The 22,884-nt window shown below is 71.3% G+C and carries 20 protein-coding genes; 9 read left to right on the top strand and 11 right to left on the bottom strand.

From position 1 onward, the window contains the following. Positions 1–13: 13 nt before the first annotated feature. The 5 genes from JYK17_RS11440 to JYK17_RS11420 all read right to left on the bottom strand — a co-directional run bounded on the left by JYK17_RS11440 (position 14) and on the right by JYK17_RS11420 (position 6,039). Entirely contained in the window at positions 14–883 is an 870-nt protein-coding gene (locus JYK17_RS11440) for a carbohydrate ABC transporter permease (protein ID WP_128801589.1), read from the bottom strand. After that, the gene (locus tag JYK17_RS11435; protein ID WP_222810290.1) at positions 880–1,848 is read right to left on the bottom strand and encodes a carbohydrate ABC transporter permease; all 969 of its coding nucleotides are present in this window, start codon (positions 1,846–1,848) and stop codon (positions 880–882) included. Before JYK17_RS11435 ends, JYK17_RS11440 begins: the two co-directional genes overlap by 4 nt. Positions 1,849–1,868: 20 nt before the next feature. Continuing rightward, positions 1,869–3,134, bottom strand: coding sequence for an ABC transporter substrate-binding protein (locus JYK17_RS11430; RefSeq protein ID WP_222810289.1), 1,266 nt, complete (start codon positions 3,132–3,134; stop codon positions 1,869–1,871). Positions 3,135–3,371: 237 nt separating this feature from the next. Then, positions 3,372–4,619: an ROK family transcriptional regulator gene (locus JYK17_RS11425; RefSeq protein WP_108006675.1), complete on the bottom strand. Its 1,248-nt coding sequence runs from the start codon at positions 4,617–4,619 to the stop codon at positions 3,372–3,374. Between the two features lie 166 nt (positions 4,620–4,785). Continuing rightward, positions 4,786–6,039, bottom strand: a complete 1,254-nt coding sequence (locus JYK17_RS11420; protein ID WP_222810288.1) for an FAD-binding protein — start codon at positions 6,037–6,039, stop codon at positions 4,786–4,788. 127 nt (positions 6,040–6,166) lie between these two features. Between JYK17_RS11420 and JYK17_RS11415 the strand changes: the two genes are divergently transcribed. The 6 genes from JYK17_RS11415 (at position 6,167) to JYK17_RS11390 (ending at position 13,766) form a co-directional block, all read left to right on the top strand. After that, positions 6,167–7,174 (top strand): hydroxyacid dehydrogenase, encoded by a 1,008-nt coding sequence (locus JYK17_RS11415; RefSeq protein ID WP_108006669.1) that lies wholly within the window; start codon positions 6,167–6,169, stop codon positions 7,172–7,174. Between the two features lie 168 nt (positions 7,175–7,342). Beyond that, the gene (locus JYK17_RS11410; protein ID WP_128801584.1) at positions 7,343–8,680 is read left to right on the top strand and encodes a radical SAM protein; all 1,338 of its coding nucleotides are present in this window, start codon (positions 7,343–7,345) and stop codon (positions 8,678–8,680) included. Between the two features lie 217 nt (positions 8,681–8,897). Further along, entirely contained in the window at positions 8,898–10,388 is a 1,491-nt protein-coding gene (locus JYK17_RS11405) for a cellulose-binding domain-containing protein (RefSeq protein ID WP_222810287.1), read from the top strand. 202 nt (positions 10,389–10,590) lie between these two features. Further along, positions 10,591–11,715 carry a ribosome small subunit-dependent GTPase A gene (rsgA, locus tag JYK17_RS11400; protein WP_108006663.1) on the top strand — a complete coding sequence of 375 codons (1,125 nt, stop codon included), beginning with the start codon at positions 10,591–10,593 and terminating at the stop codon, positions 11,713–11,715. Positions 11,716–11,858: 143 nt separating this feature from the next. After that, on the top strand, positions 11,859–13,256 hold the full coding sequence (locus JYK17_RS11395) for a bifunctional transcriptional activator/DNA repair enzyme AdaA (RefSeq protein WP_222810338.1): 1,398 nt from the start codon (positions 11,859–11,861) through the stop codon (positions 13,254–13,256). A gap of 3 nt (positions 13,257–13,259) precedes the next feature. Then, positions 13,260–13,766: a methylated-DNA--[protein]-cysteine S-methyltransferase gene (locus JYK17_RS11390; RefSeq protein WP_108006659.1), complete on the top strand. Its 507-nt coding sequence runs from the start codon at positions 13,260–13,262 to the stop codon at positions 13,764–13,766. A gap of 40 nt (positions 13,767–13,806) precedes the next feature. Here JYK17_RS11390 and JYK17_RS11385 read toward each other — a convergent pair whose 3' ends face one another. The 3 genes from JYK17_RS11385 to JYK17_RS11375 form a co-directional block, all read right to left on the bottom strand. Beyond that, complete coding sequence (locus JYK17_RS11385; RefSeq protein ID WP_108006657.1) at positions 13,807–14,175, bottom strand: PPOX class F420-dependent oxidoreductase; 369 nt, start codon at positions 14,173–14,175, stop codon at positions 13,807–13,809. A gap of 117 nt (positions 14,176–14,292) precedes the next feature. After that, positions 14,293–14,775 (bottom strand): DUF456 domain-containing protein, encoded by a 483-nt coding sequence (locus tag JYK17_RS11380; protein ID WP_108006654.1) that lies wholly within the window; start codon positions 14,773–14,775, stop codon positions 14,293–14,295. Between the two features lie 59 nt (positions 14,776–14,834). Further along, a complete protein-coding gene (locus tag JYK17_RS11375) occupies positions 14,835–15,824 on the bottom strand; it encodes a helix-turn-helix transcriptional regulator (RefSeq protein ID WP_222810286.1) in 990 nt (329 codons plus the stop codon). A 444-nt stretch (positions 15,825–16,268) separates the two neighbouring features. Between JYK17_RS11375 and JYK17_RS11370 the strand changes: the two genes are divergently transcribed. Then, entirely contained in the window at positions 16,269–17,756 is a 1,488-nt protein-coding gene (locus JYK17_RS11370; protein WP_108006650.1) for a protein phosphatase 2C domain-containing protein, read from the top strand. Positions 17,757–17,831: 75 nt separating this feature from the next. Continuing rightward, positions 17,832–19,574: a pyruvate dehydrogenase gene (locus JYK17_RS11365; RefSeq protein ID WP_222810285.1), complete on the top strand. Its 1,743-nt coding sequence runs from the start codon at positions 17,832–17,834 to the stop codon at positions 19,572–19,574. A 7-nt stretch (positions 19,575–19,581) separates the two neighbouring features. On the opposite strand, the gene JYK17_RS11360 is transcribed toward JYK17_RS11365, so the two are convergent. Continuing rightward, complete coding sequence (locus JYK17_RS11360; RefSeq protein WP_164932140.1) at positions 19,582–19,737, bottom strand: hypothetical protein; 156 nt, start codon at positions 19,735–19,737, stop codon at positions 19,582–19,584. Positions 19,738–19,918: 181 nt separating this feature from the next. Between JYK17_RS11360 and JYK17_RS11355 the strand changes: the two genes are divergently transcribed. Beyond that, on the top strand, positions 19,919–20,368 hold the full coding sequence (locus JYK17_RS11355; protein ID WP_128801582.1) for an ATP-binding protein: 450 nt from the start codon (positions 19,919–19,921) through the stop codon (positions 20,366–20,368). Positions 20,369–20,492: 124 nt separating this feature from the next. Here the strand turns inward: JYK17_RS11355 and JYK17_RS11350 are convergent, their stop codons facing one another. Both JYK17_RS11350 and JYK17_RS11345 read right to left on the bottom strand, forming a co-directional pair. Further along, positions 20,493–21,536, bottom strand: a complete 1,044-nt coding sequence (locus JYK17_RS11350) for a DUF2637 domain-containing protein (RefSeq protein ID WP_108006646.1) — start codon at positions 21,534–21,536, stop codon at positions 20,493–20,495. A gap of 303 nt (positions 21,537–21,839) precedes the next feature. Continuing rightward, complete coding sequence (locus JYK17_RS11345; protein ID WP_234548219.1) at positions 21,840–22,760, bottom strand: (2Fe-2S)-binding protein; 921 nt, start codon at positions 22,758–22,760, stop codon at positions 21,840–21,842. Positions 22,761–22,884: the final 124 nt, after the last annotated feature.

Here is a 22,884-nt window from a genome sequence, read left to right as displayed (position 1 = left end):
CGTGAAGGGACGGTCAGCCCTTGATGCCGGTCTGCGCGATCCCCTGGACCAGCCAGCGCTGGAGGAAGAGGAAGACGAACACCAGCGGCAGGATGGAAATGGCGGTGGCCATGAAGATCAGATGGAAGTTGACGGTCTGGTTGGTCATGTACGAGGAGAGCGCGACCTGCACCGTCCAGGAGCCGGGGTCCTGGCCGATGACCAGCGGCCACAGGAAGGCGTTCCAGCCGCTGATGAAGGTGATCGTCGCGATCGCCGCGAAGAAGTTCAGCGAGTTGGGTACGACGATCCGCCAGTACGCGCCCCAGTAGCCGAGCCCGTCCACGCGTGCCGCCTCCTCCAACTCCCGTGGGAATCCCAGGAAGTACTGCCGGAACAGGAAGCAGGTGAAACCACTGAACAGGCCCGGAATGATCAGCCCGCGGTAGGTGTCCACCCAGCCGAGGGAGGAGACCAGCACGAAGCTCGGCACGAAGGTGACGGCCGTGGGGACCATCAAGGTGGCCAGGACGGCGTAGAAGACCTTGTTGGCGTGCTTGTAGGGGATGCGGGCGAGGCCGTAGCCGGCCAGGGAGCAGATCAGCAGGGTGCCGACGGTCATGGAGACGGCGATCACCGTCGAGTTCCACATGGCCCTGCCGAAGTCGACGGTGGTGTCGTCGAACAGCTCGCCGATGTTGCCCCACTGGAACGAGGGGAGCAGCTTCCAGTTCTCGCCCGTGATCTCCGGGTCCGTGGACAGGGCGTTGCGCAGGATCAGATAGAAGGGGACGAGGAAGAGCAGTGCGGCGATGCCTACGGCGACATACAGACCGGTGTTGCCGATGACGTTGCCGCGCTTGGCGCGGCCCGGCTTCCCGGCCTGGGGTGCGGTGGTGGTCACTGGGACTCCTCCCCTCTTCCGAAGCCCATGATCTTGCCCTGGAAGAGCGTGACGACGCAGATCAGCAGCGTGAGGATGACGGCGCCCGCGCTGCCGGCGCCGTAGTCCTGGTTCTCGCCGAGGGCTGTCTTGTACAGGACCATGAGCGGTGTCTGACCCCAGGTCGCCCTGGTCGTGATGATGTTGAAGAACTCGTCGAACGCCTGGTAGGCGGCGATGAGCAGCAGCAGGATCACCGCGGTCGAGGTGGCGCGCAGCTGGGGCAGGGTGATGTACCGGAAGGTCTGCCAGCCGGGCCGGGCACCGTCGATCGCGGCCGCCTCGTACAGCTCCGGCGGGATGTTCTGCAGGGCCGCGAGGAACAGGATCATGTAGAACCCGGCCTGCAGCCACAGGCGTACGGTCACGATGACCAGCCAGTACCAGGGCGGGTTCGGGTCGGACAGATAGGCGATGTTGTCGACGCCGAACCAGCCGAGCACCGTGTTCATCAGACCGAAGCGGACGCCGGTGAAGACGGACATCTTCCAGATCAGCGCGGCGGCGACGTAGGAGACCGCGGTGGGCAGGAAGAACACCGACCGGAAGAACGCCCGCATGAACCGCAGCCGGTGCACCAGCAGCGCGAGCCCCAGCGACAGCGCCCAGGTGAGCGGCACGATGAGCGCGGCGAACACCGTGAACGTCACCAGCGAACCGGTGAAGTTGGAGTTCTCCAGCATGCTCGTGTAGTTGTCGAAGCCGATGAACTTGCTCGGCGTGACGGTGAAGCGGGCGTCGAAGAAGCTGAGCCAGATGCTCCAGCCGATCGGCACGAAGACGAAGATCACCAGGCCAATGAGGAACGGCCCGGTGAAGAGCCAGAAGTTGAAGGTCGGGCTGCCCCGCAGGGCCCGCCGCGGCCGGGCCCGCTGGGCCTTGGCCGGGGCGGGGCGGGAGACCCCGCGCGTGGTCGTGGTCGACATGGCGTCGTCTCCGGGCCGGCCTAGCCGAACAGCTTCTTGAGCTCGGCGTCGACCTTCTTCTCCGCGGTGGTCAGCGCGGCGTCCGGATCGCCGTTCTTGCGGACGCTGTTGGCGAAGGCGTCCTGGACCGCCGTGATCATGGCCTGGGTCCAGCCGATGTTGTCGAAGTGCCCGTAGGTGTTGAAGAGTTTGACGCCCTCAGCGGGCAGACCCGAGTGGAGCTTGGTGGCGGACTGGGCGATGGAGGTGCGCGGCGGGATGTGGAAGCCGTACGAAGTCGCCCAATCCTCCTGGTACTTTTTCTGCTCGATCCACAGCCACTTGACGTACTCCTTGGCCGCGTCGACGTTCTTTCCCTTGGCGTTGACGAACATCGACCAACCGCCGTTGTAGACCGAGAGCTTGCCGGCGCTGCCCACCTTGGGGAACGGGAAGATGCCGAGGTCGTCGCCGAGCGCCTTCTGCATGGCGGGCATCGCCCACATGCCGCTGAACTGGATGGCGCACAGGCCCTGGTCGATCGCGGACGGGTCCCAGTAGTCGGCCGGGGCGTCCAGCAGCAGGTGGCCGCTGGTGAACAGTTGGCGCAGCTGCTTCATGCCGGCGACGACCGCGTCCGTGTGGAAGGCGGGCTTGTTGTCGGCGGTCAGGGTGTCGGCGCCGGCCGACCAGATGAGCGGATTGATGACCGCGGTGAGGTCGTTGCCGAGGTAGACGCCCTTGACCTTGTCCGTGGTGAGCTTGGCCGCCGCCTCGATCAGCTCGTCGAGCGTGGTCGGCACCTCGACCTTCGCTTTGGCCAGCATCGACTTGCGGTAGAAGAAGAACTGCGGGTCGTCGATCATGCGGACGCCGTAGATCTTCCCGTCCACGGTGTGCGAGGTGATGTCGGCCTGGTTGAAGTCGGACTTGACCGGGTCGATGAGGTCGCTGAGGTCGGCCACCTGCCCGCTCTTGACGAGCTGGATCTGCGGGTGGAACTCGAAGACGTCGGGCGCCTGCTTGGTGAGCAGGGCGGCGAAGAGCTTCGCCTCGAAGTTGCTGCCGGTGATCCAACTGGTGCGCACGTGGGCGTCCTTGTACGCGGCCGCGTACCGCTTGATGGCCTGCTCCGTGCCCGCCTCGCCGTAGGCGTGGAAGTACTGGACCAGCTGCTTGCCCGACCCCGATCCGCCCCCGCGCCCGTTGTTGCTGCCGCACGCGGCCAGCGTGCCGGCGGCCGCCATGCCCGCGGCGGCCCTGAAGAGGGATCGGCGGGAGAAGTTGCTGTTGCTCATTGCCGACATGCTGACGTCCTTGTCTCGAGTGCTGCTGCGGCTCCACGCCTTCAGCGCTACGGCGCCATGGGGCGCGACGTGCTGTGCGGTGCCGGGACGTTAGCCTTCGGCCAATCCTTCGGCAAGGGGTTGGACGAAGGCTGCATGAAGCGTTGTCTGCGGTTCGGGATGCCGAACACGGCAGTGACGCAAGGGGGTTGAGGGCCGCCGGATCGGTTGCGGACGGCGGCCCTCGGTTCGCGGGTGCTACGACGCCACGGTGCGGTTCCTGCCGGGCCGTGCCCGCTGCGGCGCGGGGCGCTGCCCCACGGACTGCAGCGCGCCCTCCAGCGCGAACGTGGCGGCGCCCAGGCACACCGGGTCGGTGGGGATGGGGGACAGGACGATCTCGGTGGCCGCCATCGGCCGCGGCAGCGCATGCCGGGCCACGCCCTCGCGCACCTCGGCGACCAGGGGTTCGCCGAGCGCGCTCGCGACCCAGCTGCTGAGCACCACCAGTTCGGGGTTGAACAGATTGACCAGGTCGGCGATGCCGGCACCGAGGTACTTGACGGTCTCGCGGACCACCTTGAGCGCCACCGGGTCGTTCGCGCGCAGCCCCCGCCCCAGCGCGTCGATGGTGGCCGTCTGGTCCTCGGTGTGCAGCAGGGGGCTGTCGGGGCTCAGCTCCCGCAGCGTCAGCATGATCCCGGACGCGCCGACGTACGCCTCCACGCAGCCGTTCTTGCCGCAGCGGCACAGCCTGCCGTCCAGCACGATCGTGGTGTGGCCCCACTCGCCGGCACTGTTGCTGACGCCCCGGTGCAGCGCGCCGCCGAGAACCAGTCCGGCGCCCACGCCGGTGCCGAGGTTGACCACCACGGCGTCCCCGCGCCCGCGCACCGCGCCGAACCACAGCTCCGCCACCGCGGAGGCGCGCAGCGGGTTGTCCAGATACAGCGGGTAGGCGATGTGCTCGGTGAGCAGTTCCAGCAGTGGCACGTCGTGCCAGTTCCAGTTCGGCGCGTACTCCGAGATGCCCGTCGCCCGGTCGACCTGCCCCGGAACGCTCACCCCGACACCGAGCACCCGGGCGCCCTCGATCCCGGCCTGCGCCACCACCGAGCCGACGGCGGCGGCGACATGGCCGACCACCTGCTCGGGCAGGCTCTCGCCGGGGCGTACGTCCTCGTCGGCGCGGGCCAGGACGTTGAGCGCCAGGTCGAACAGCTCGACATGGACGTACGTCTCCGCGATGTCGACGCCGATCAGCGCGCCCCCCGAGGCGTTGACGGCGACCAGGCCGCGGGGGCGGCCGCCCGCCGAGTCCTCGAAGCCCACCTCGGTGATCATCCGCAGGTCGAGCAGCTCGCCGACGAGCGTGGCGACCGTGGCCAGGCTCAGCCCGGTGGCGGCCGCCAACTCCTGCCGTGAGGTGGGAGACTGGGCGATGATCTGGCGCAGCACCTCGTAGCGGTTCGCCGTACGGATGTCACGCGATGTGCCGCGCCTCATCGAACTCCCCTCCCCGCCGGCACTCCTCCGGCGCTGCGCAAGGCTATGTTCTGCGGGAGACTTTCGACAAGGGTTTACGAAAGGGGTGCGAGGAAGTCCGCTTCCCGGCCGCCGGACAGCGCGGCCTGCGCGAAGTCGCCCGAGATCACCGCCGGATCACCGGAGTTCAGCCCTCCAGCACGTCCCGCAGGAATGCGTTGGTGAACGTCCCGGCCGGGTCCAGCGTCCGGGCGAGCGTGCGGAAGTCGTCCAGCCGGGGGTAGAGGTCGCGCAGGGCGGGTGCCGGGGCGGTGAACACCTTTCCCCAGTGCGGCCGTGCTTCGAAGGTGTCCAGGGCCTGCTCCAGTCGCTGCACCACCGGGAGTACGGCTCGGGTGTCCTCGATCCAGGTGAAGTGCAGCGCCACGGTGTCCCGTCCGTACGCGGGGCTGAGCCACTGCGCGTCGGCGGTCACGGTGCGCACCTCGCAGGTCTGGAGCACGGGCGCGAGCGTCGTGCTGATCGCGTCGAGTGCGTGCAGCGCGTCCAGGGCGAGGGGCCTGGGCAGGAGGTACTCCGACTGGAGCTCCGCCCCGCTGCTCGGGACGAACTCGGCCCGGAAATGGGGCAGTCGCTCGTGCCAGGGCCCGGGCACCCCGAACTGCTCGGTGCAGTTGACCGCCGGCATGCCTGGCACCGGGTGCAGTTTCTCGGTCGCGGGCGCGGCCCACGGGAAGTCGGGCAGGGGCTGGTCGCTGCGCCGCTTGCGCCACACCTGCCGGAAACCCGGCGCGCGCCAGTCGGTGAACAGGCTCACGCTGTACGCGGACGCCATGATCGTCTCGAAGGTCCCGAAGTCCATTCCGTCCAGCGGGAGTTCGGTGTACAGATGCTGCTCGACCTCGTAGGCGGGCTCCAGGTCGAGAGTCAGGGCCGTCACCACGCCCAGGGCACCCAGCGAGGTCACGGCGCCCTCGAAGCGGTCGTCGCCCCGGGCGATCCGTACCGTCGAGCCGTCCGCCACGATCAGCTCCACCTCCCGTACGGCCGACGCGAGGGAGCCGTTGAGCACCCCCGAGCCATGGGTGCCGGTCGCGACCGAGCCGGCGACGGAGATGTGCGGCAGGGACGCCATGTTGGGCAGGGCGAGCCCGCGCGAGTGCACCGCGCGGGCCAGTTCCGCGTACCGGACCCCGCCACTGACCCGTACCGTACGGGCCGAGGTGTCCACGTCCGTCACCGGCGGCAGGTCGGCGATCGAGACCAGGACACCCTCGGGGCCGGGCTCGGCGATCTCGTTGAACGAGTGCCCGCTGCCCAGCACCCGCACCTTCGCGCTCGCACCCACCAGGGCCCGCAGCGCGTCGAGCGAGCGCGGGCGCTGCAGCTCCTTCGCCCGGTAGGTGATGTTGCCCGCCCAGTTGGTGACCGTGTCCGTCATGCCTGCCGCCCCTCCGCGGAGTATGTGCGCGTTGACCGTTCCCTGCGCACCCGCCTACTTTAGAGAGCGTTTTCCCCATGGCTCACGTGCCGTGGTCCATGGGCCGCCCAGCGGGAAGGCCACTCCGTTGCCCGAGCGTCCCCAGGCGCTGTTCGCGATGACCGCCGAGAACGTCCCGCAGGTCTTCCCGCCGGAGGTGCTCGCACAGCTCCGGGAGAGCGTGGACATCGACCCGGACACGGTGGTCCGCGACTTCGGCGACCCCAGCGTCCGGGCGGTCCTGGCCCGCACCGAGATCCTGGTCACCGGCTGGGGCTGCCCCCGCCTGGACACCGCCGTCCTCGACGCGGCACCGAAGCTGCGGGCCATCCTGCACTCGGCCGGCTCGGTCAAGGGCTTCACGACCCCCGACGTGTGGCGGCGCGGCATCGCGGTCTCCTCGGCGGCCGCCGCCAACGCGGTCCCGGTCGCCGAGTACACCCTCGCCATGATCCTGCTGGCGGGCAAGGACGCCTTCGCCTCCCGGGAGCGGCTGCGGACAGGGGGCGCCCACCCCGGCTGGGAGCTCGTGCGGGGCATCGGCAACCACGGCCGCCGGGTGGGCGTCGTCGGCGCCTCCCGCGTCGGCCGCCGCCTGCTGGAGCTGCTCCGCCCCTTCGACCTGCGCCCGAGCCTGACCGACCCGTACGTGGACGAGGCCGGGGCCGCCGCCCTCGGCGTCCCCCTGCTCGCCCTGGACGACCTCCTGCGCACCTCGGACATCGTGACGCTGCACGCACCCGCGACCCCCGAGACCCGGCACATGATCGGCCGCCGCGAGTTGGCCCTGATGCCCGACGGCGCGGTCCTGATCAACACGGCCCGCGGCGCCCTGGTCGACCACGAGGCGCTCACCGCGGAACTGCGCATTGGCCGCCTCGCGGCGATCCTCGACGTCACCGACCCCGAGCCGCTCCCCGCCGACTCCCCCCTCCACACCCTCCCGAACGCCTTCGTCACCCCGCACCTCGCCGGCTCCCTCGGCAACGAGGTCGCCCGCCTCGGCCGCGTGGTCGCCGAGGAGGCGGCACGCTTCGTGCGGGGCGAGGAGCTGGCGTACGCGGTGAATCCGGAGGCGCTGGAGCGGGAGGCGTGAGCCCTGCCACTCACCTGGGCCTGAGGCACCCCCGTGCCCGGCCCGCTGCTCCCGCCAAACCTCCCGTACCGGGACATGTTGCGCACCGTCGGGGGCCCCGCCACGGCTGACGCACGGGCGAGGGCATACCGTGAGGAGTCGTACGTCCGAACCGGGAGGAGCGTGGGGATGGGCAGCCGTACCGCACTGGTCGAGGATCTGATGGAGCGGTTCCCGCATGTACCGCGGGAAGCCGTCTTCAAGGAGGACCTGCTGCGAGGAGGCGTGGCCTTCGACCCGTCCGCGCTGAGCGACAACGAGTCCGGCGAGGTCAAGCCGAAGTCCTACTTCATCTTCTCCTTCGACCACCAGACACTGCCGGAGCTGGGCGAGGCCGCTCTGCGGCGCCCGCCGGAGGAGATCATCCTCACCGGCGGACCGTACGACCTGCGCCGTACCGTCGTCTCCGTGCGCGTGAACCCGGCCTCGCCCTACCGCGTCGCCGCCGACGAGCACGGCGTGCTCGGCCTCTACCTGGACGGCAAGCGGATCTCGGACGTCGGCGTGCCGCCCATGCCCGAGTACTACCGGCACACCCTCTCCAACGGGAAGTCCGTGATGGAGGTGGCCCCCACCATCCAGTGGGGCTACCTCATCTACCTCACCGTCTTCCGCGTCTGCCAGTACTTCGGCGCCAAGGAGGAGTGCCAGTACTGCGACATCAACCACAACTGGCGCCAGCACAAGGCGGCCGGGCGGCCGTACACCGGCGTCAAGGACGTGGAAGAGGTCCTGGAGGCGCTGGAGATCATCGACCGGTACGACACCGCCAAGGCGTCCACCGCCTACACGCTGACCGGCGGCGCGATCACCAAGACCGTCTCCGGACGGGACGAGGCCGACTTCTACGGGCACTACGCCAAGGCCATCGAGGAGCGCTTCCCGGGCCGCTGGATCGGCAAGGTCGTCGCACAGGCGCTGCCCAAGGACGACGTGCAGCGGTTCAAGGACTACGGTGTGCAGATCTACCACCCCAACTTCGAGGTGTGGGACGAGTATCTGTTCAAGATGTACTGCCCCGGCAAGGAGCGGTACGTCGGCCGGGACGAGTGGCACAAGCGCATCCTCGACTCCGCCGACGTCTTCGGCGCGCGCAACGTCATCCCCAACTTCGTCGCGGGCGTGGAGATGGCCGAACCCTTCGGCTTCAAGACCGTCGACGAGGCCATCGCCTCCACCACCGAGGGACTGCGGTTCTTCATGTCGCACGGCATCACGCCCCGCTTCACCACCTGGTGCCCCGAGCCCACCACCCCGCTCGGCAAGACCAACCCCGACGGCGCCCCGCTGGAGTACCACATCCGGCTGCTGCAGGCCTACCGCCAGACCATGGAGGACTTCGGCCTGTCCTCGCCCCCCGGCTACGGCCCGCCCGGACCCGGCCGCGCCGTCTTCTCCGTCAGCTCCTTCATGGACAGCCTTCCGGCCCGGGACGAGGTGGAGTCGGCGAAGGCGGCGGAGGTCTGAGCGACCCCTGGGCACGGTGAGTCAAAACATGGTCTCCTTGCGTACGTGAGGCTGGAGTTGGGCCGCGCCACGGGCCGCGCAGGTGTCTGCCGGGACAACCGAACACAGCGCTTGTCAGTCGCGAGAGATACGTGCAAGGCTCCTGCCTGCCGCGAGGTTCCCCCCAACTCCTTTGCCGACATGGTGAGTTGACCTCGCTTGTGAATGCAGGAGACCCATGCCCGACCTGCCGACCCCGAAGGACGCCGCCGAGGCCGCGCTGTTCTCCGAGTGCTGGGACGCGGTCCTTTCCTACGCCGACCTGTGCACCGCGGGCTCGGCCCCGGCCACCCAACTCGCCACCGAGGCGTTCGCGCTCGGCATCGGCGAGGTCCGCGCCACCGGGGCGAGCGGCGCCCGCAGCGGCGGCCGCCGCTCGCCCCGCCTGCCCGCGATACCCCTGCTGCTGACCGCCGTACGCACCACGGCGGCGGCCTGGGAGGCCGGCGGACGAGGACACGACCTCGACCCCGACCTGCGCCTGTGGCTCAACTCGGACAAGCCCGCGCGCTACACCGGACTCCCGTTGCGCCGCCCGCTCGCCCTGCGCGCGCTGCGCGATCTGCAGGAACCGGACGCGGCGCTGCTGTGGCTGGCCGAGGTGGAGGCGCTGCCGCTGCCCGTGGCGGCCCGCAGGCTCGGCCTCGACCCCGCCTCCGTGGCCGACGAACTCACCCAGGTGCGCGGCCTGTTCCGCGACCGCTGTCGCCGCGCCCAGCGCGACACACCGATGGACACGGAGTGCCGCAGCTACGCCCGGCTCCTCGACGCGGTCACCCGCTCACCCGCCGCCGACGTCCCGGCCGACCTCTCGCGGCACCTGGCCACCTGCGTGGACTGCGCGGAGACCGCCGCCGGTCTGCGCCCGCAGGGCGGCGGACTGTCCGCCGCCCTCGCCGGCGGGGTCATCGGCTGGGGCGCGCTCGCCTATCTGGAGCGCCGCCGCCGCGCGGCCGAGGTGCGGCTCGGCGCCGGGCGCCCGGAACCGGCCGACGGCGAGGGCGGCGAGCCGAAGAACGGTACGAACCGAGTGCGCGTCCTGCGCGGCGGCCTGCTCGCCGCCGCCGTCGCCGTGTCACTGCTCGCGCTGGCCGTGTCGCTGATGCCGTTCGGCTCCGGCGACGACGATGCGGCGGGGGACTCGCCGGCCGACAGCTCCCCTGTGGCGGCTCCCCGGCCGTCCCTGCCCTCCGTCACCGCGTCGCCGTCCGTCACCCCGTCACCGTCCACCACGCGCGCCGAGCCGAAGACCGCCTCGGGCGCGAGGAACTCCGACCCGGAACCCCAGGGCACCACTTCCTCGACTTCCTCGACGGCCACGGGCAAGCCGGTCCCCGACCGCAGCGAACCGGCCGCCTGCACGGTCGCGTACCGGCTGGACAGCCAGTGGCCCGACGGATTCCAGGCCACCGTCTCCGTCACCACCACCGACGCCCTCGACACCTGGCGGGTGGCGTGGTCCTTCCCGGACGGCCAGCAGGTCGGCCAGATGTGGGACGCGACCGTCGCCCAGACCGGCTCCCGGGTCACCGCCACCGCCGCCGACTACAACAGCTCCGTCTCCGCCGGCGGCACCCTCACCTTCGGCTTCCTGGCGTCCTGGCAGAGCAAGAACTCCCCGCCGTACGGCTTCACGCTGAACGGCCACGCCTGCACGAAAACCGGTTGACGCGCTGCCGTCGCGACGGGATACCGTTGCGACGGCTCGACGACCGGAATTGAACCGGGAACTCAACGACGCGAGGAGGTGTCGACCGATGGCTGTCATGGCGATGAGCAGTGCCCGCATCCAGTTCATCAAGTCCACCTCCGTGGCCGCCGGCTGACTCCGTAGACCGCTGTGCCGGGGCCGCCCCTGTGAAGGGTCTGTCTTGACTTCCAGCTCCAACTCCAGCTCCAGCTCCACCACTTCAGCTTTCTCCGCCTACTCCGCGCTCGTGCCCTACGGCTGGGACGACGCGTGGGCGGACGAGTTCGCCCCCTACGGCGCCGAAGGCCTGTTGCCGGGGCGGGTGATCCGGGTCGATCGCGGCCAGTGCGACGTGGTCACCGCCGACGGGCTCGTACGCGCCGACACCGCGTTCGTCACCCCGCACGACCCGATGCGGGTGGTGTGCACCGGCGACTGGGTCGCCGTCGAACCCGCGGGCAACCCCCGCTACGTACGGACGTATCTGCCGCGCCGTACCGCCTTCGTGCGTTCCACCTCCTCCAAGCGGTCCGAGGGGCAGATCCTCGCCGCCAACGTCGACCACGCGATCGTGGCCGTGTCCCTCGCCGCCGAGCTCGACCTCGGCCGTATCGAGCGCTTCCTCGCCCTGGCCTGGGAGTCGGGTGCGCAGCCGCTCGTCGTGCTCACCAAGGCCGATTTGGTGCCCGACCCGGTCACGTGCGCGCATCTGGTGCGGGACGTGGAGCTTTCGGCGCCCGGGGTGAGCGTGCTGTCGGTCAGCGCCGTCGACGGCGACGGGCTCGACACCCTCGCCGCGCTCGTCTGCGCGGGTACGTCCGTGCTGCTCGGCCAGTCCGGCGCGGGCAAGTCCACCCTCGCCAACGCCCTGCTCGGCGAGGACGTGATGGACGTGCAGGCCACTCGGGACGTCGACGGCAAGGGCCGCCATACGACGACCACCCGCAACCTGCTCGCCCTGCCGGGCGGCGGCGTCCTCATCGACACCCCCGGGCTCAGGGGCGTGGGCCTGTGGGACGCCGAGACCGGCGTCGGCCAGGTCTTCGCCGAGATCGAGGAGCTCGCCGCCCAGTGCCGCTTCCACGACTGCGCCCACGGCGCGGAACCGGGCTGCGCGGTGCTCGCCGCGGTCGACTCGGGAGAGCTCCCTGTCCGCCGCCTGGAGAGCTACCGCAAACTCCTGCGCGAGAACCAGTGGATCGTCGCCAAGACCGACGCCCGCGCCCGCGCAGAACTCCGACGGGACTGGAAGCGCAAGGGGGCGGAGGGCAGGGCGGCAATGGAAGCCAAACGGGGGCGCCGCTGACGGGCCCCCAGGGGGGATCCCTGCGGGGCTATGGCCGGGGAGGACTGCCGTCCCGCCCGGCAAGGCCACGTCCCGTGCCCCCGCACCGTCGTGTCCGATTTCCGCCAGCTCGCGGTGGCGGGCTGACGGAGACTGGACGTGTGATGGACGAAGACGCCAGGTACGAAGCCGTGCGGAGCCGGGATGGTCGGTTCGACGGGGAGTTTTTCTTTGCCGTCGAGACGACCGGGATCTACTGTCGGCCCAGTTGTCCGGCGGTGACGCCGAAGCGTCGTAATGTGCGGTTCTTCGCGACGGCCGCCGCTGCGCAGGGCTCGGGGTTCCGGGCCTGTCGGCGGTGCCGTCCGGATGCCGTGCCCGGGTCGGCCGACTGGAACGTGCGTGCGGATGTCGTGGGCCGGGCCATGCGGCTGATCGGGGACGGAATCGTCGACCGAGAGGGTGTGGCCGGGCTCGCGGCCCGCCTCGGCTACAGCGCCCGCCAGGTGCAGCGCCAGCTCACCGCCGAGCTCGGCGCCGGGCCCGTCGCCCTCGCGCGGGCCCAGCGGGCGCACACCGCGCGCGTGCTGGTGCAGACGACCGACCTGCCGATCACCGAGATCGCGTTCGCGTCCGGGTTCGCCAGCGTGCGGCAGTTCAACGACACCATCCGCGAGGTGTACGCGGCGACGCCCAGCGAACTGCGGGCCACCGCACCGAACGGAGGGCGCGGCGGCCGGCGCGCCGCCGCCCCGAGCGCGGAGATCCCGCTGCGGCTCGCCTTCCGGGGGCCGTACCAGTCCGGCACGGTCTTCGACCTGCTGGCGGACGAGGCGGTGCCCGGCGTCGAAGAGGTCAGCGGCGAGCGGGGGCGCCGCACCTACCGCCGTACGCTCCGGCTGCCGCACGGCACCGGCATCGTCGCCGTCGACGAGCGGGCCGGGACCGTGAAGTCCGCCTCCGGCTCGCATCCCGGCGGCTGGCTGGACGCCCGCCTGCACCTCACCGACCCGCGCGACCTGACCACCGCCGTCGGCCGGCTGCGGCGCCTCTTCGACCTCGACGCCGACCCGTACGCCGTCGACGAGCGGCTCGGCGCCGACGAACGGCTCGCCCCGCTGGTCGCCGCCCGCCCCGGGCTGCGCTCGCCCGGCGCCGCCGACGCCGAGGAGGTGGCGGTCCGGGCCATGACGGGGACGGCGGGGGCGCAGCGGCTGGTGGCCCGCTACGGCAAGGCGCTGGACGCGCCCTCCGGCAGCCTCACCCATCTCTTCCCGGAACCGGCGGTCCTCGCCGGCGCCGAACCCCACGGCGTGCTCGGCGCCCTCACCGCCGCCCTGGCCGACGGCGCCCTGCGGCTCGACCCGGGCGCCGACCGCGAGGACGCGCAGGCGGCGCTGTCGGCACTGCCCGGGATGGACGCGGAGACGCTCGCCGTCATCCGTGCCCGTGCCCTAGCCGACCCCGACGTCGCCCCGCCCGGCCTCGACGTACCCGACAGCTGGCGCCCCTGGCGCTCGTACGCCCTGCAACACCTGCGCGCAGCAGGAGAGTTGGACTGACCTGTGACGACCACGCTCTGGACCCGAGTCGACAGCCCCGTCGGCCCCCTGCTCCTGACCGCCGACCCCGACGGCGCCCTGACCTCAGTCTCCGTGCCCGGACAGAAGAACGGCCGTACGGTGCAGGACGGTTGGCGCCAAGAACCCGCGCCCTTCGCCGCCGCCGAGCAACAACTGGCGGCCTACTTCGCCGGTGAACTGAAGGAATTCCGGCTGGAGTTCAGCACCGCGGGCAGCGAGTTCCGCGAGCAGGTCTGGGCCGCCCTGGACTCCGTTCCCTACGGGGCGACCACGACGTACGGCGAGATCGCCGCCCGTATCGGCGCCTCCCGGGCCGCCGTACGCGCGGTCGGCGGTGCGATCGGCGCCAACCCGCTGCTGATCGTCCGCCCGTGCCACCGGGTGATCGGCGCGAACGGCTCGCTGACCGGTTACGCGGGCGGACTCGAACGGAAGGTACGGCTGCTGACGCTGGAGGGGAGCCTCCAGGGCGTGCCTGACGTGCTCTGAAGCCCGCGCCCGGGGTCCCGCCCCCCGGCGCCCCGGGGGGTCAGTCCTCCAGGCCCCAGCTGTGGATCCGCCGCGGGTGGACGCGGATCACCTCCTCGCTGAAGTGCGGGCCCAACTCGTGCGGCCCGACGAGGAGTTCGGCCTCACCACGGATCTCAATACCGCGCACCCTCCAGGGGCGCAGGCTGACGATGTCGTCGACGACCAGGGCCACCTTGGGGTTCTGCCGCAGGTTGCGCCACTTCTTGGTGCGGCCCATCGCCACACCGCCGATCAGGATGGTGCCGTCGTCCTGCGGGAAGAAGCCGACCGGGTTGGCCTGCGGCTGTCCGTGCGGGTCGACGGTGGCCAGCCGCCCCAGCCGCTGCGACTTCAGATACGCGCGCTCGGCCTCGCTGAATCCGCTCATGCCCCCACCCAAACACGCCCGCCCCGCAAGCACATCGGGCCCACGCCATGGTTCCTCTGTCCTACGTCACACACTGCCCCACGCCACGCACAGTCCTATGTCACACACTGCCCTACGTCACCCCCAGATCACCGCCCCCAGCCACGCCCCGGCGACGAGCAGGCAGGTGAACAGCTCCGCCAGCACACTGGAGCCGCCCGAGCGCATCGCGGTCCGCAGCGCGGCCATGGCCTCGCCGTGGCGGCCGAGGCGGAGGCGTTCGCACAGGTAGATGCCGCCCAGGAAGCCCGGGATCGCGCCGAGGACCGGTATCAGGAAGAACCCCGCAAACGCCCCGACCCCCGCGAACACCGCCATGCGGGGCGTGGCACCGCCCGCGCGCAGCCGTCTGGGCGGCAGCGCCCACCGCACCACCTGGGAGACGAACAGCGCGACGGTGGCCCCCACCAGCACCCACCACGCCACCGGCTGCGGATCCTTCAGGGCCCACCACATCACCGCGGCCCACACGAGCCACGACCCCGGCAACCCGGGCACCAGCACTCCGCACAGGCCGAGCAGGAGGACCAGGCCGACCAGGAGGAGGTCCCACAGTCCCATCTGACCAGGGTGCAGGAGACTGGGAGAAGCCGCAGTTCAACAAGGCCGCACCCGGTGACTCACGCCTCCCGGTCGCGGGCCACCCACCCCCGTTCGTACGCGTGCCAGCCCAGCTGCAGCCGGGTCGTCACCCCGGTCAGCTCCATCAGCCGCTTCACCCGGCGCTGCACGGTCCGCAGGCCCAGGTCGAGCTGTTTCGCCACGCTCGCGTCCGTCAGCCCGGCCAGCAGCAGGGACAGCACCTCCAGATCCGTGGCGTCGGGGCCGTCGGGCTCCTGCTCGGTGACACCGGTGGCGCCGATCCGCAGCGGCAGCGCGTCCCGCCACACCGACTCGAACAGCCCGGACAGCAGCTCCAGCAGCCCGCTCTCGTGGACGACGAGCGCCGCGGGCTCCGCCGTGTGCGTGCTGAGCGGCACCAGGGCGAGCGTCCGGTCCGCCACCACCAGCTTGGTCGGCACCGTGTCCACCACGCGCACCTGCTCGTCCCGGCCGAGCGCGGCGGACAGCTCGGTGATGCCGTCCGGCAGGTCGAGCACCGAGCGCTCGACGACCACGCGGTAGCGGACCCCGCGCCCGGCCGCCTGCTCCTCCGCGTCGTTGTCCGCCCCGGTGACGACGGCCGGGGCGCCGGTGACCAGGGCGCAGACCTCCTCGCTCGCCCCGAGCTGCAGCTGCAGAAAACGCCGGCCGACAGCGGCGGCGCCGGTCACCACCTCGACCAGGTCGTGCACCGCGGGCTCGGCCGCCGCCGCCCGGTACTCCTCGGCGAGCAGGGCCGCCGCCAGCTCCGCCTTCTCCAGCTCGTGCCGCTGCTGGGTCAGAAGTGCGCCGAGCGCCACCCCGGGCGGGGCCGCGACCCAGCGTCCCGGCCGGGCCGAGGACTGGGCGGCGAGGCCGTGCCGCTCCAGGCGGCGCAGCGCGCGCTCGGTGTCCGGTTCGCCGAGGGCCAGCCGCCGGGCGAGATCGGGCAGATCCGCCGCGCCCACGGACACCAGTGCCCGGTACGCCGACTCGTGTGTCTTGTCCAGCCCCAGCACGCCCAGCATCGGCCGCCGCCCTCCCACGTCCTCGGTGCACCGCCGTGGCGGAAAACAGCCACGGCGCAAACCCGCCTCGGCACATCATCGCCGTATCACCCGGCACTCTGCCAAGGTGGGGTCACGCCTGTGTTGATCAGCGTCTGTGTCCGACGGGGGACGGGACGGCGACGCACAGCTGATCTCCAGGGACTTCGGTCACGCTCGGAGCCGGATCGATCGCGTTCTTGGCGCGATCCGGTCACCCCCGGACGTGATCCGGGCCCGAGACGTGCCGACGCGCTCCGTCGGCGCGAAGGGGATCCGGGCCCGGATCACTCGGCGTCGCCGGGCGGTTCTCCCGTGGGGGGTGGAACCGCCCGGCGGCCTTGACGCACCGCAGTTCGACCACTCACTCCTGGATTTTCCTGATGCCCCGTTTTCATCCGGCCCGCGCGGTGGACAATTGGGGGCATGAGCCAGCAGGGGGGAAGTCCCACGGGTCACGAGGACGACTGGTGGGGGCAGTTGTACGACGAGACCACCGAGGACACGGGCCCCACACCCGTGCCCGACACCCTGGACGACCGCTTCGCCTCGGCGGCGGGAGCCGTGGGCGGGGCGGACAACGGCGGGATCAACAACAGCGGGGATGACTACGACCTGCCTGACAACGGCAGGGCCGAGGCGACCTCGCCGCCGCCCCGTGCCGGCATCGTCCCGCAGCGCACACCGTGGGAGCCCTCGCCGGCCATGACCGTGGACGAGCCCGCACCGGCCGCCCCCACCGGCCCGACGACGTTCGCCGCCCCGGCCGACGGCCACACGTCCAGGGAGACCCCCGCCGCGACGGCCCCGCCCGCCACATCGACGACGGACGCCGCCCCGGGCACCCCGACGACACAACGCGCCGAGGACGACCTGCTCGACGCCCCCGCCCCCGCACCGCACACCCCCCGTACCGCCACCCGCGTCGACCTGCCCGCCCTCCCGCCGGACCCGGTGGACTACGTCGGCTCGGGCCCGCCCACCTACGAGGCCGAACCCACCGCGCTGCCGCCCGCCGACCCGGACGACCTCGACGACCTGGTCGCCGACACCGTTCTCGACGGCGCCCGCTACGGCGCCTGCACCGTGCGCGCCGCCTCCGTGCGCGGCGACTCCGCGCGCTACCGCGGCGAGCCACGCCGCGACTCCCTGCTCACCGCCCGCTTCGGCACCGGCGACCAGGCGCTGATCCTCGTCGCGATGGCCACCGGCGCCCGCGCCACACCGGGCGCGCACCGGGCCGCCGCCGAGGCCTGCCACTGGATCGGCCGGGCCGTCGGCCGCAGTCACGCGCGGCTCGCGGAGGACATCGGGGCGGCCAGGCGCGGCGACCTCAAGTCGGGTCTGCACCGGCTGACCGACCGCAGCCTCGGCAAGCTGCGCGCCAGCGCCGCCGAGCAGGGCATCGAGCCGGAGGAGTACGCCGCCACCCTGCGCTGCCTGCTGCTGCCCGCCGATCCGCAGTGCCGTACCCGCGTGTTCTTCGGGGTGGGCGCGGGCGGACTGTTCCGGCTGCGGGACGGCGACTGGCAGGACATCGAGCCGCGGGTCTCCGAGGCCACCGGCGACCCCGTGGTCGGCTTCGGCTCACTGCCCCCCGAGACGCCCGAGGGCGACCGTCTCACCATGGACCTGGGCATCCCGACACCGCCCAGCCCCTACGAGCCCGCGCCCGAACCGCCCCACGAGCCCTTCCGGTTCCGTGCCTCCGTGGCCCACCCGGGTGATGTGCTGCTGATGTGCACCGGAGGTCTCGCGGAGCCGCTGCGCGGCGAGCCCGACCTGTGCCGCCACCTGGCGACCCGGTGGTGCGGCCCCACCCCGCCCGGACTGGCCACGTTCCTCGCCGACACCCAAGTCAGGGTCAAGGGTTACTCGGACGACCGTACGGCTGCCGCCGTTTGGGAGGCGTGAGCGCCCGCGCTGTGGATTGATGGACCCGGAGGGATCCGAAAGTCGGACCGCGGAGACCGAAGGGCACAGACAGCCATGGCCAAGCAGAACGTCGCCGAGCAGTTCGTCGACATCCTCGCCCGCGCCGGAGTCCAGCGACTCTACGGCGTCGTCGGCGACAGCCTCAACCCGGTGGTGGACGCGGTACGCCGCAACTCCGCCATCGACTGGGTGCACGTCCGCCACGAGGAGACCGCCGCCTTCGCTGCCGGTGCGGAGGCCCAGATCACCGGGAAGCTCGCCGCCTGCGCGGGCTCGTGCGGCCCCGGCAACCTCCACCTCATCAACGGCCTCTACGACGCCCACCGCTCCATGGCGCCGGTCCTCGCCCTGGCCTCGCACATCCCGTCCAGCGAGATCGGCCTCGGCTACTTCCAGGAGACCCACCCCGACCAGCTGTTCCGGGAGTGCAGTCACTACAGCGAACTCATCTCCAACCCGCAGCAGATGCCGCGACTGCTGAACACCGCCATCCAGAACGCCGTCGGGCTCGGCGGCGTCAGCGTGGTGTCCCTGCCCGGCGACATCGCGGGCCGGCCCGCCCCCGAGAAGTCCGCCGAGACCGCGCTCGTCACCGCACGGCCCAGCGTGCGCCCCGGCGACAGCGAGATCGACCGCCTCGTCGAGATGATCGACGAGGCCCAGAAGGTCACTCTGTTCTGCGGCAGTGGCACGGCGGGTGCGCACGCCGAGGTGATGGAGTTCGCCGGGAAGATCAAGTCACCGGTGGGACACGCGCTGCGGGGCAAGGAGTGGATCCAGTACGACAACCCCTACGACGTCGGCATGAGCGGCCTGCTCGGCTACGGCGCCGCATACGAAGCCACCCATGAATGCGACCTGTTGATCCTGCTCGGCACCGACTTCCCGTACAACGCGTTCCTCCCCGACGACGTCAGGATCGCCCAGGTCGACGTCAGGCCCGAGCACCTGGGACGCCGCTCCAAGCTCGACCTGGCCGTGTGGGGAGACGTACGGGAGACGCTGCGCTGTCTGATCCCGCGGGTGAAGCCGAAGGGCAACCGGCGCTTCCTCGACCGGATGCTCAAGAAGCACGCGGACGCGCTGGAGGGGGTGGTGAAGGCGTACACGCGCAAGGTCGACAAGCACGTGCCCATCCATCCCGAGTACGTGGCCTCCGTGCTGGACGAACTGGCCGACGACGACGCGGTGTTCACCGTCGACACGGGCATGTGCAATGTCTGGGCCGCGCGCTACATCTCGCCCAACGGCAGCCGCCGCATCATCGGTTCCTTCTCCCACGGCTCGATGGCGAACGCGCTGCCGATGGCGATCGGCGCCCAGTTCACCGACCGTGAGCGGCAGGTCGTGTCGATGTCCGGGGACGGCGGATTCTCCATGCTGATGGGTGACTTCCTGACCCTGGTGCAGTACGACCTCCCGGTCAAGGTCGTCCTCTTCAACAACTCCTCCCTCGGCATGGTCGAGTTGGAGATGCTGGTCGCCGGTCTTCCCTCCTACGGCACCACCAACAAGAACCCCGACTTCGCGGCCGTGGCCCGCGCCTGCGGGGCGCACGGCGTGCGGGTGGAGAAGCCCAAGGACCTGCCCGGCGCCCTCAAGGACGCCTTCAAGCACAAGGGTCCGGCCCTCGTCGACATCGTCACCGACCCCAACGCCCTGTCCATCCCGCCGAAGATCAGCGCCGAGATGGTGACCGGCTTCGCGCTCTCCGCCTCCAAGATCGTCCTCGACGGCGGCGTGGGCCGCATGGTGCAGATGGCCCGCAGCAACATCCGCAACATGCCCCGGCCATGACGGTGCCTCAGCTGCCCTTCCACCAACGGATTCCGGCCAGTTTCGCGAGCTGCGGGAAGGCGGCGGTGCAGCCGAAGAGGCCTTTCAACGGCACGTCCGGGGCGTCGTAGGGCAGTCCCTTCGTGTACGGCGGCCCGCTCGACGCTCGGACAGGAGTGCCCACACTGTCGGTCACCCGGCCGGAATCGGCGCATCCGTGGCCGAACGCCTGGTCGTTCAGCGTTCGACATGACTGCCGCGCGCTCAGAGGGGCAAGCATCCTCGTGAACGTGTTCGACACGGAGGGGACCGACATCGGCACGCGGGCGGGGGTCATGAAGAGGCAGGCGCGAGGGGGCGGTCCCATGGCGATCGGGGCCTTCTCGGCGGAAACGGCGGAGGAAACGGCAGACGGCACGGGGCAGGCGCGAACGGCCCAGCTGCGGCAGAGACTCGAACGGGCGGACCTCAGGGCGGTACCGGAGGCGCGCAGGGCGCTGCGCCACCTGCTGCGGCAGTGGGGCAGGCCCGGCAGGTCCGACGTGGCGGAGCTGCTCACCAGCGAACTCGTCACCAACGCACTCATCCACACCGACACCGACGCGATCCTGACGGCCACGGTCTCACCCCGTGGACTCAGGGTGGAGGTAAGGGACTTCGTGGCCCGCAGACCCAGGCTGCGCATGGCGAACTCCGACGACGGCACGCACGGCAGAGGCCTGGTGCTGGTGCAGTCCCTCGCGGACGCATGGGGGGTCCGGGCGCACGGGGTGGGCAAGGCCGTGTGGTTCGAACTGGACGCCGGGGCGGCCTGAGCGGCCTGAACGTCCCGTTGCCCGGGGCACCTGACACCCCCGGGCAACGGGAAGGGCGTGGACTCCCCGGGCAACGGGAAGGGGCGTGACCCGCGGGTCACGCCCCTTCCCGTGTCGGCCGTTCCTAGCCGAACTGCTGCTCCAGGTCCTTGAGCTTGCGCTCCAGGGAGTCCAGGCGCGGCAGCGCCTGGGTGTCGTCCTCCGCGGTGAGGTCGACGGTCACCGGCTCAGCGGCTCCTTTGCGGACCGGCTGCAGGGACGGACGAGAGCGTACGGGCAGCGGTTCCGGGGTCGATATGGCAGGCTCCGCGGTGACCGAGGCGGAGGCGCGCTCCAGCGCCTGGGGCTCGGCCTGGCGGCCGCCGCCGCGGCCGATGAGCCCGCGGTGGCCCCGGCTGATCGCCTTCAGCTGGGCGCGCTCCAGACGGTCGTGCTCGCGCCGGCGCAGCCGGTTGGCCTCCTTCTGGCGCTGGTCCTCGCGCACCTCGTCGACCGCCTCGTCCAGGCTGCGCACGCCCTCCAGGAGCATCAGCGACCAGGCCTTGTAGGTCTCGCGGGGGGCCCGCAGCCAGCGGACGATACGGATCTGCGGCAGCGGACGCGGGACCAGGCCCTGCTCGCGCAGTGCGGCGCGGCGGGTCTGCTTCAGCGCGCGGTCGAACAGCACGGCCGCCGAGAGCGACATGCCGGCGAAGAACTGCGGGGCGCCCGCGTGATCGACGCCCCTGGGTGCGTGCACCCAGTTGAACCAGGCCGCGGCGCCCGCGAACGTCCACACCAGTATCCGGGAGCCGAGGGCGGCGTCACCGTGGCTGGCCTCGCGCACCGCGAGCACGGAGCAGAACATGGCCGCGCCGTCCAGGCCGAACGGCACCAGGTACTCCCAGCCGTTGGCGAGGCCGAGGTTCTGCTGGCCGAAGCCGACCAGACCGTGGAAGGAGAGTGCCGCGGCGACCGCCGCACAGCAGAACAGCAGGACATAGGAGGCGGTGCCGTATACGGCTTCCTTGCGCCTGCGGCGCTCCTCGCTGCGCTCCCACGAGTCGTCCGTCTTCGCGTGCTCCCCCGACCGTTTGCTGCGCGCGAGCACCGCCACCGCCGCCAGCATGCCCAGGAGCAAGACGGCGCCCGGAAGCAGCCAGTTCAGCGATATGTCGGTCAGTCTCATCTGGGGTCCCTTGCATTGGGATAGGGCGTAACGCCCGCCATAGTGGCCCAATCCCTCCGGCCCTCAGGGGGTTTCGGGGCAAGAGGCCGCCAAGGAAGTGCAAGGGGATGCCCATGGCAGCGTTCTGCTCGAACTGCCGCTTGAGGGGCGGGAGTTGAGTTCGAATAAGACTACCCGTACGGGTGGTTCCACGGAAAGTTCCTGCGGCAAGTGAGGAAGTTGTGAATTACCTGTAACCCGGAGGGTGCCTCGTGCGTCGTTGATCTTACGGGACGGCGGGCGCCGGACCTGCCTGAGGGGGCCTCAACTCGCGGCGGCGGCCAGCGACTTGGTGGCTCGGCTAACGTTGCACGTGCGCGGGCAGGTGGCGCAGGTGTCCTCGGGGCGCACCGTGTAGAACATGCAGCAGCTCGTGCGGTCCCGGGTGAGCCCGGGGTCCCCCCATGCCTTGTCCGGCACCGGGGGAGTCTCGCCGTCCGGTCCGGTCAGCTCCCGGAAGGCGGCGGAGCCGGCGTACGGCTCGGTGGCGCCCGGCAGCAGCGCCTCCAGTTCGCGCATCGCCCGCCGCTCCTCGCCCAGCAGATGGGCGACGTACCACAGGCCCTCGACGATTTCGTCGGTCGCCATGCCCCACAGGGCCCGCCCGCGCCTGCGCATCCGCGGTCCGAACGCGGCGAGGACGGGTTCCAGGTGCTCGGCCACGGCGGAGCGCACCTGCGTGCGCAGCGCCTCCTCGTCGGCGACGACGTACGCGCCGGGCAGCGCGGCGGCCGGGTCGCCGGGCAGACAGGCGAGGCCGGCCGGCCGCACCGCCATGCGGCCCATGGGGAGGCCGGGCGCGGTGCGGTCGTAGGACACTCGGGCCACCGGCAGGCGCGGCACCCGGCGCTGCAGGAACCACGGCACGGTGATCAGCAGGCAGGCCGGCCAGGCGTACCGGTGCAGTCCGAAGCTCGCCACGACGTCCGGCCGCGCCCGCGTTCCGTAGTCGCGCCGTACCTGTGCGTCGTCCCATTCCAGGAAGGCGTCGAGGGCCGTGCCGCCCTCGGCGAGCGAGGCGGTGGTGATCCAGCCGCCGGACCGCGGCGTCGGGTCCTCCGCTCCGAGTTCCGTGATCCCCAGGGCCGGAAAAGCCTCGGTCAGCCGGGTGTACGCGTCCGTGAGCGCCGAGCGGGGCACGGGTGGGTGCACGGGCATGCGGGACCGCCGATCGAGGTCGTTCATAGGTGAGCCTTACCTTACCCAAGATCGTGGAGGTTTGAACTGACGGCTCGTGCGCTTATGGTGCTTGACGGACGAGTAACAACCCGTCGTAATGACCCCAAGTACCGACACGTCCGGAGGAGGA

This window comes from Streptomyces plumbidurans (assembly GCF_019857225.1).
Lineage (GTDB): Bacteria > Actinomycetota > Actinomycetes > Streptomycetales > Streptomycetaceae > Streptomyces > Streptomyces plumbidurans.
This window is presented reverse-complemented; position numbering and strand designations above follow the sequence as displayed.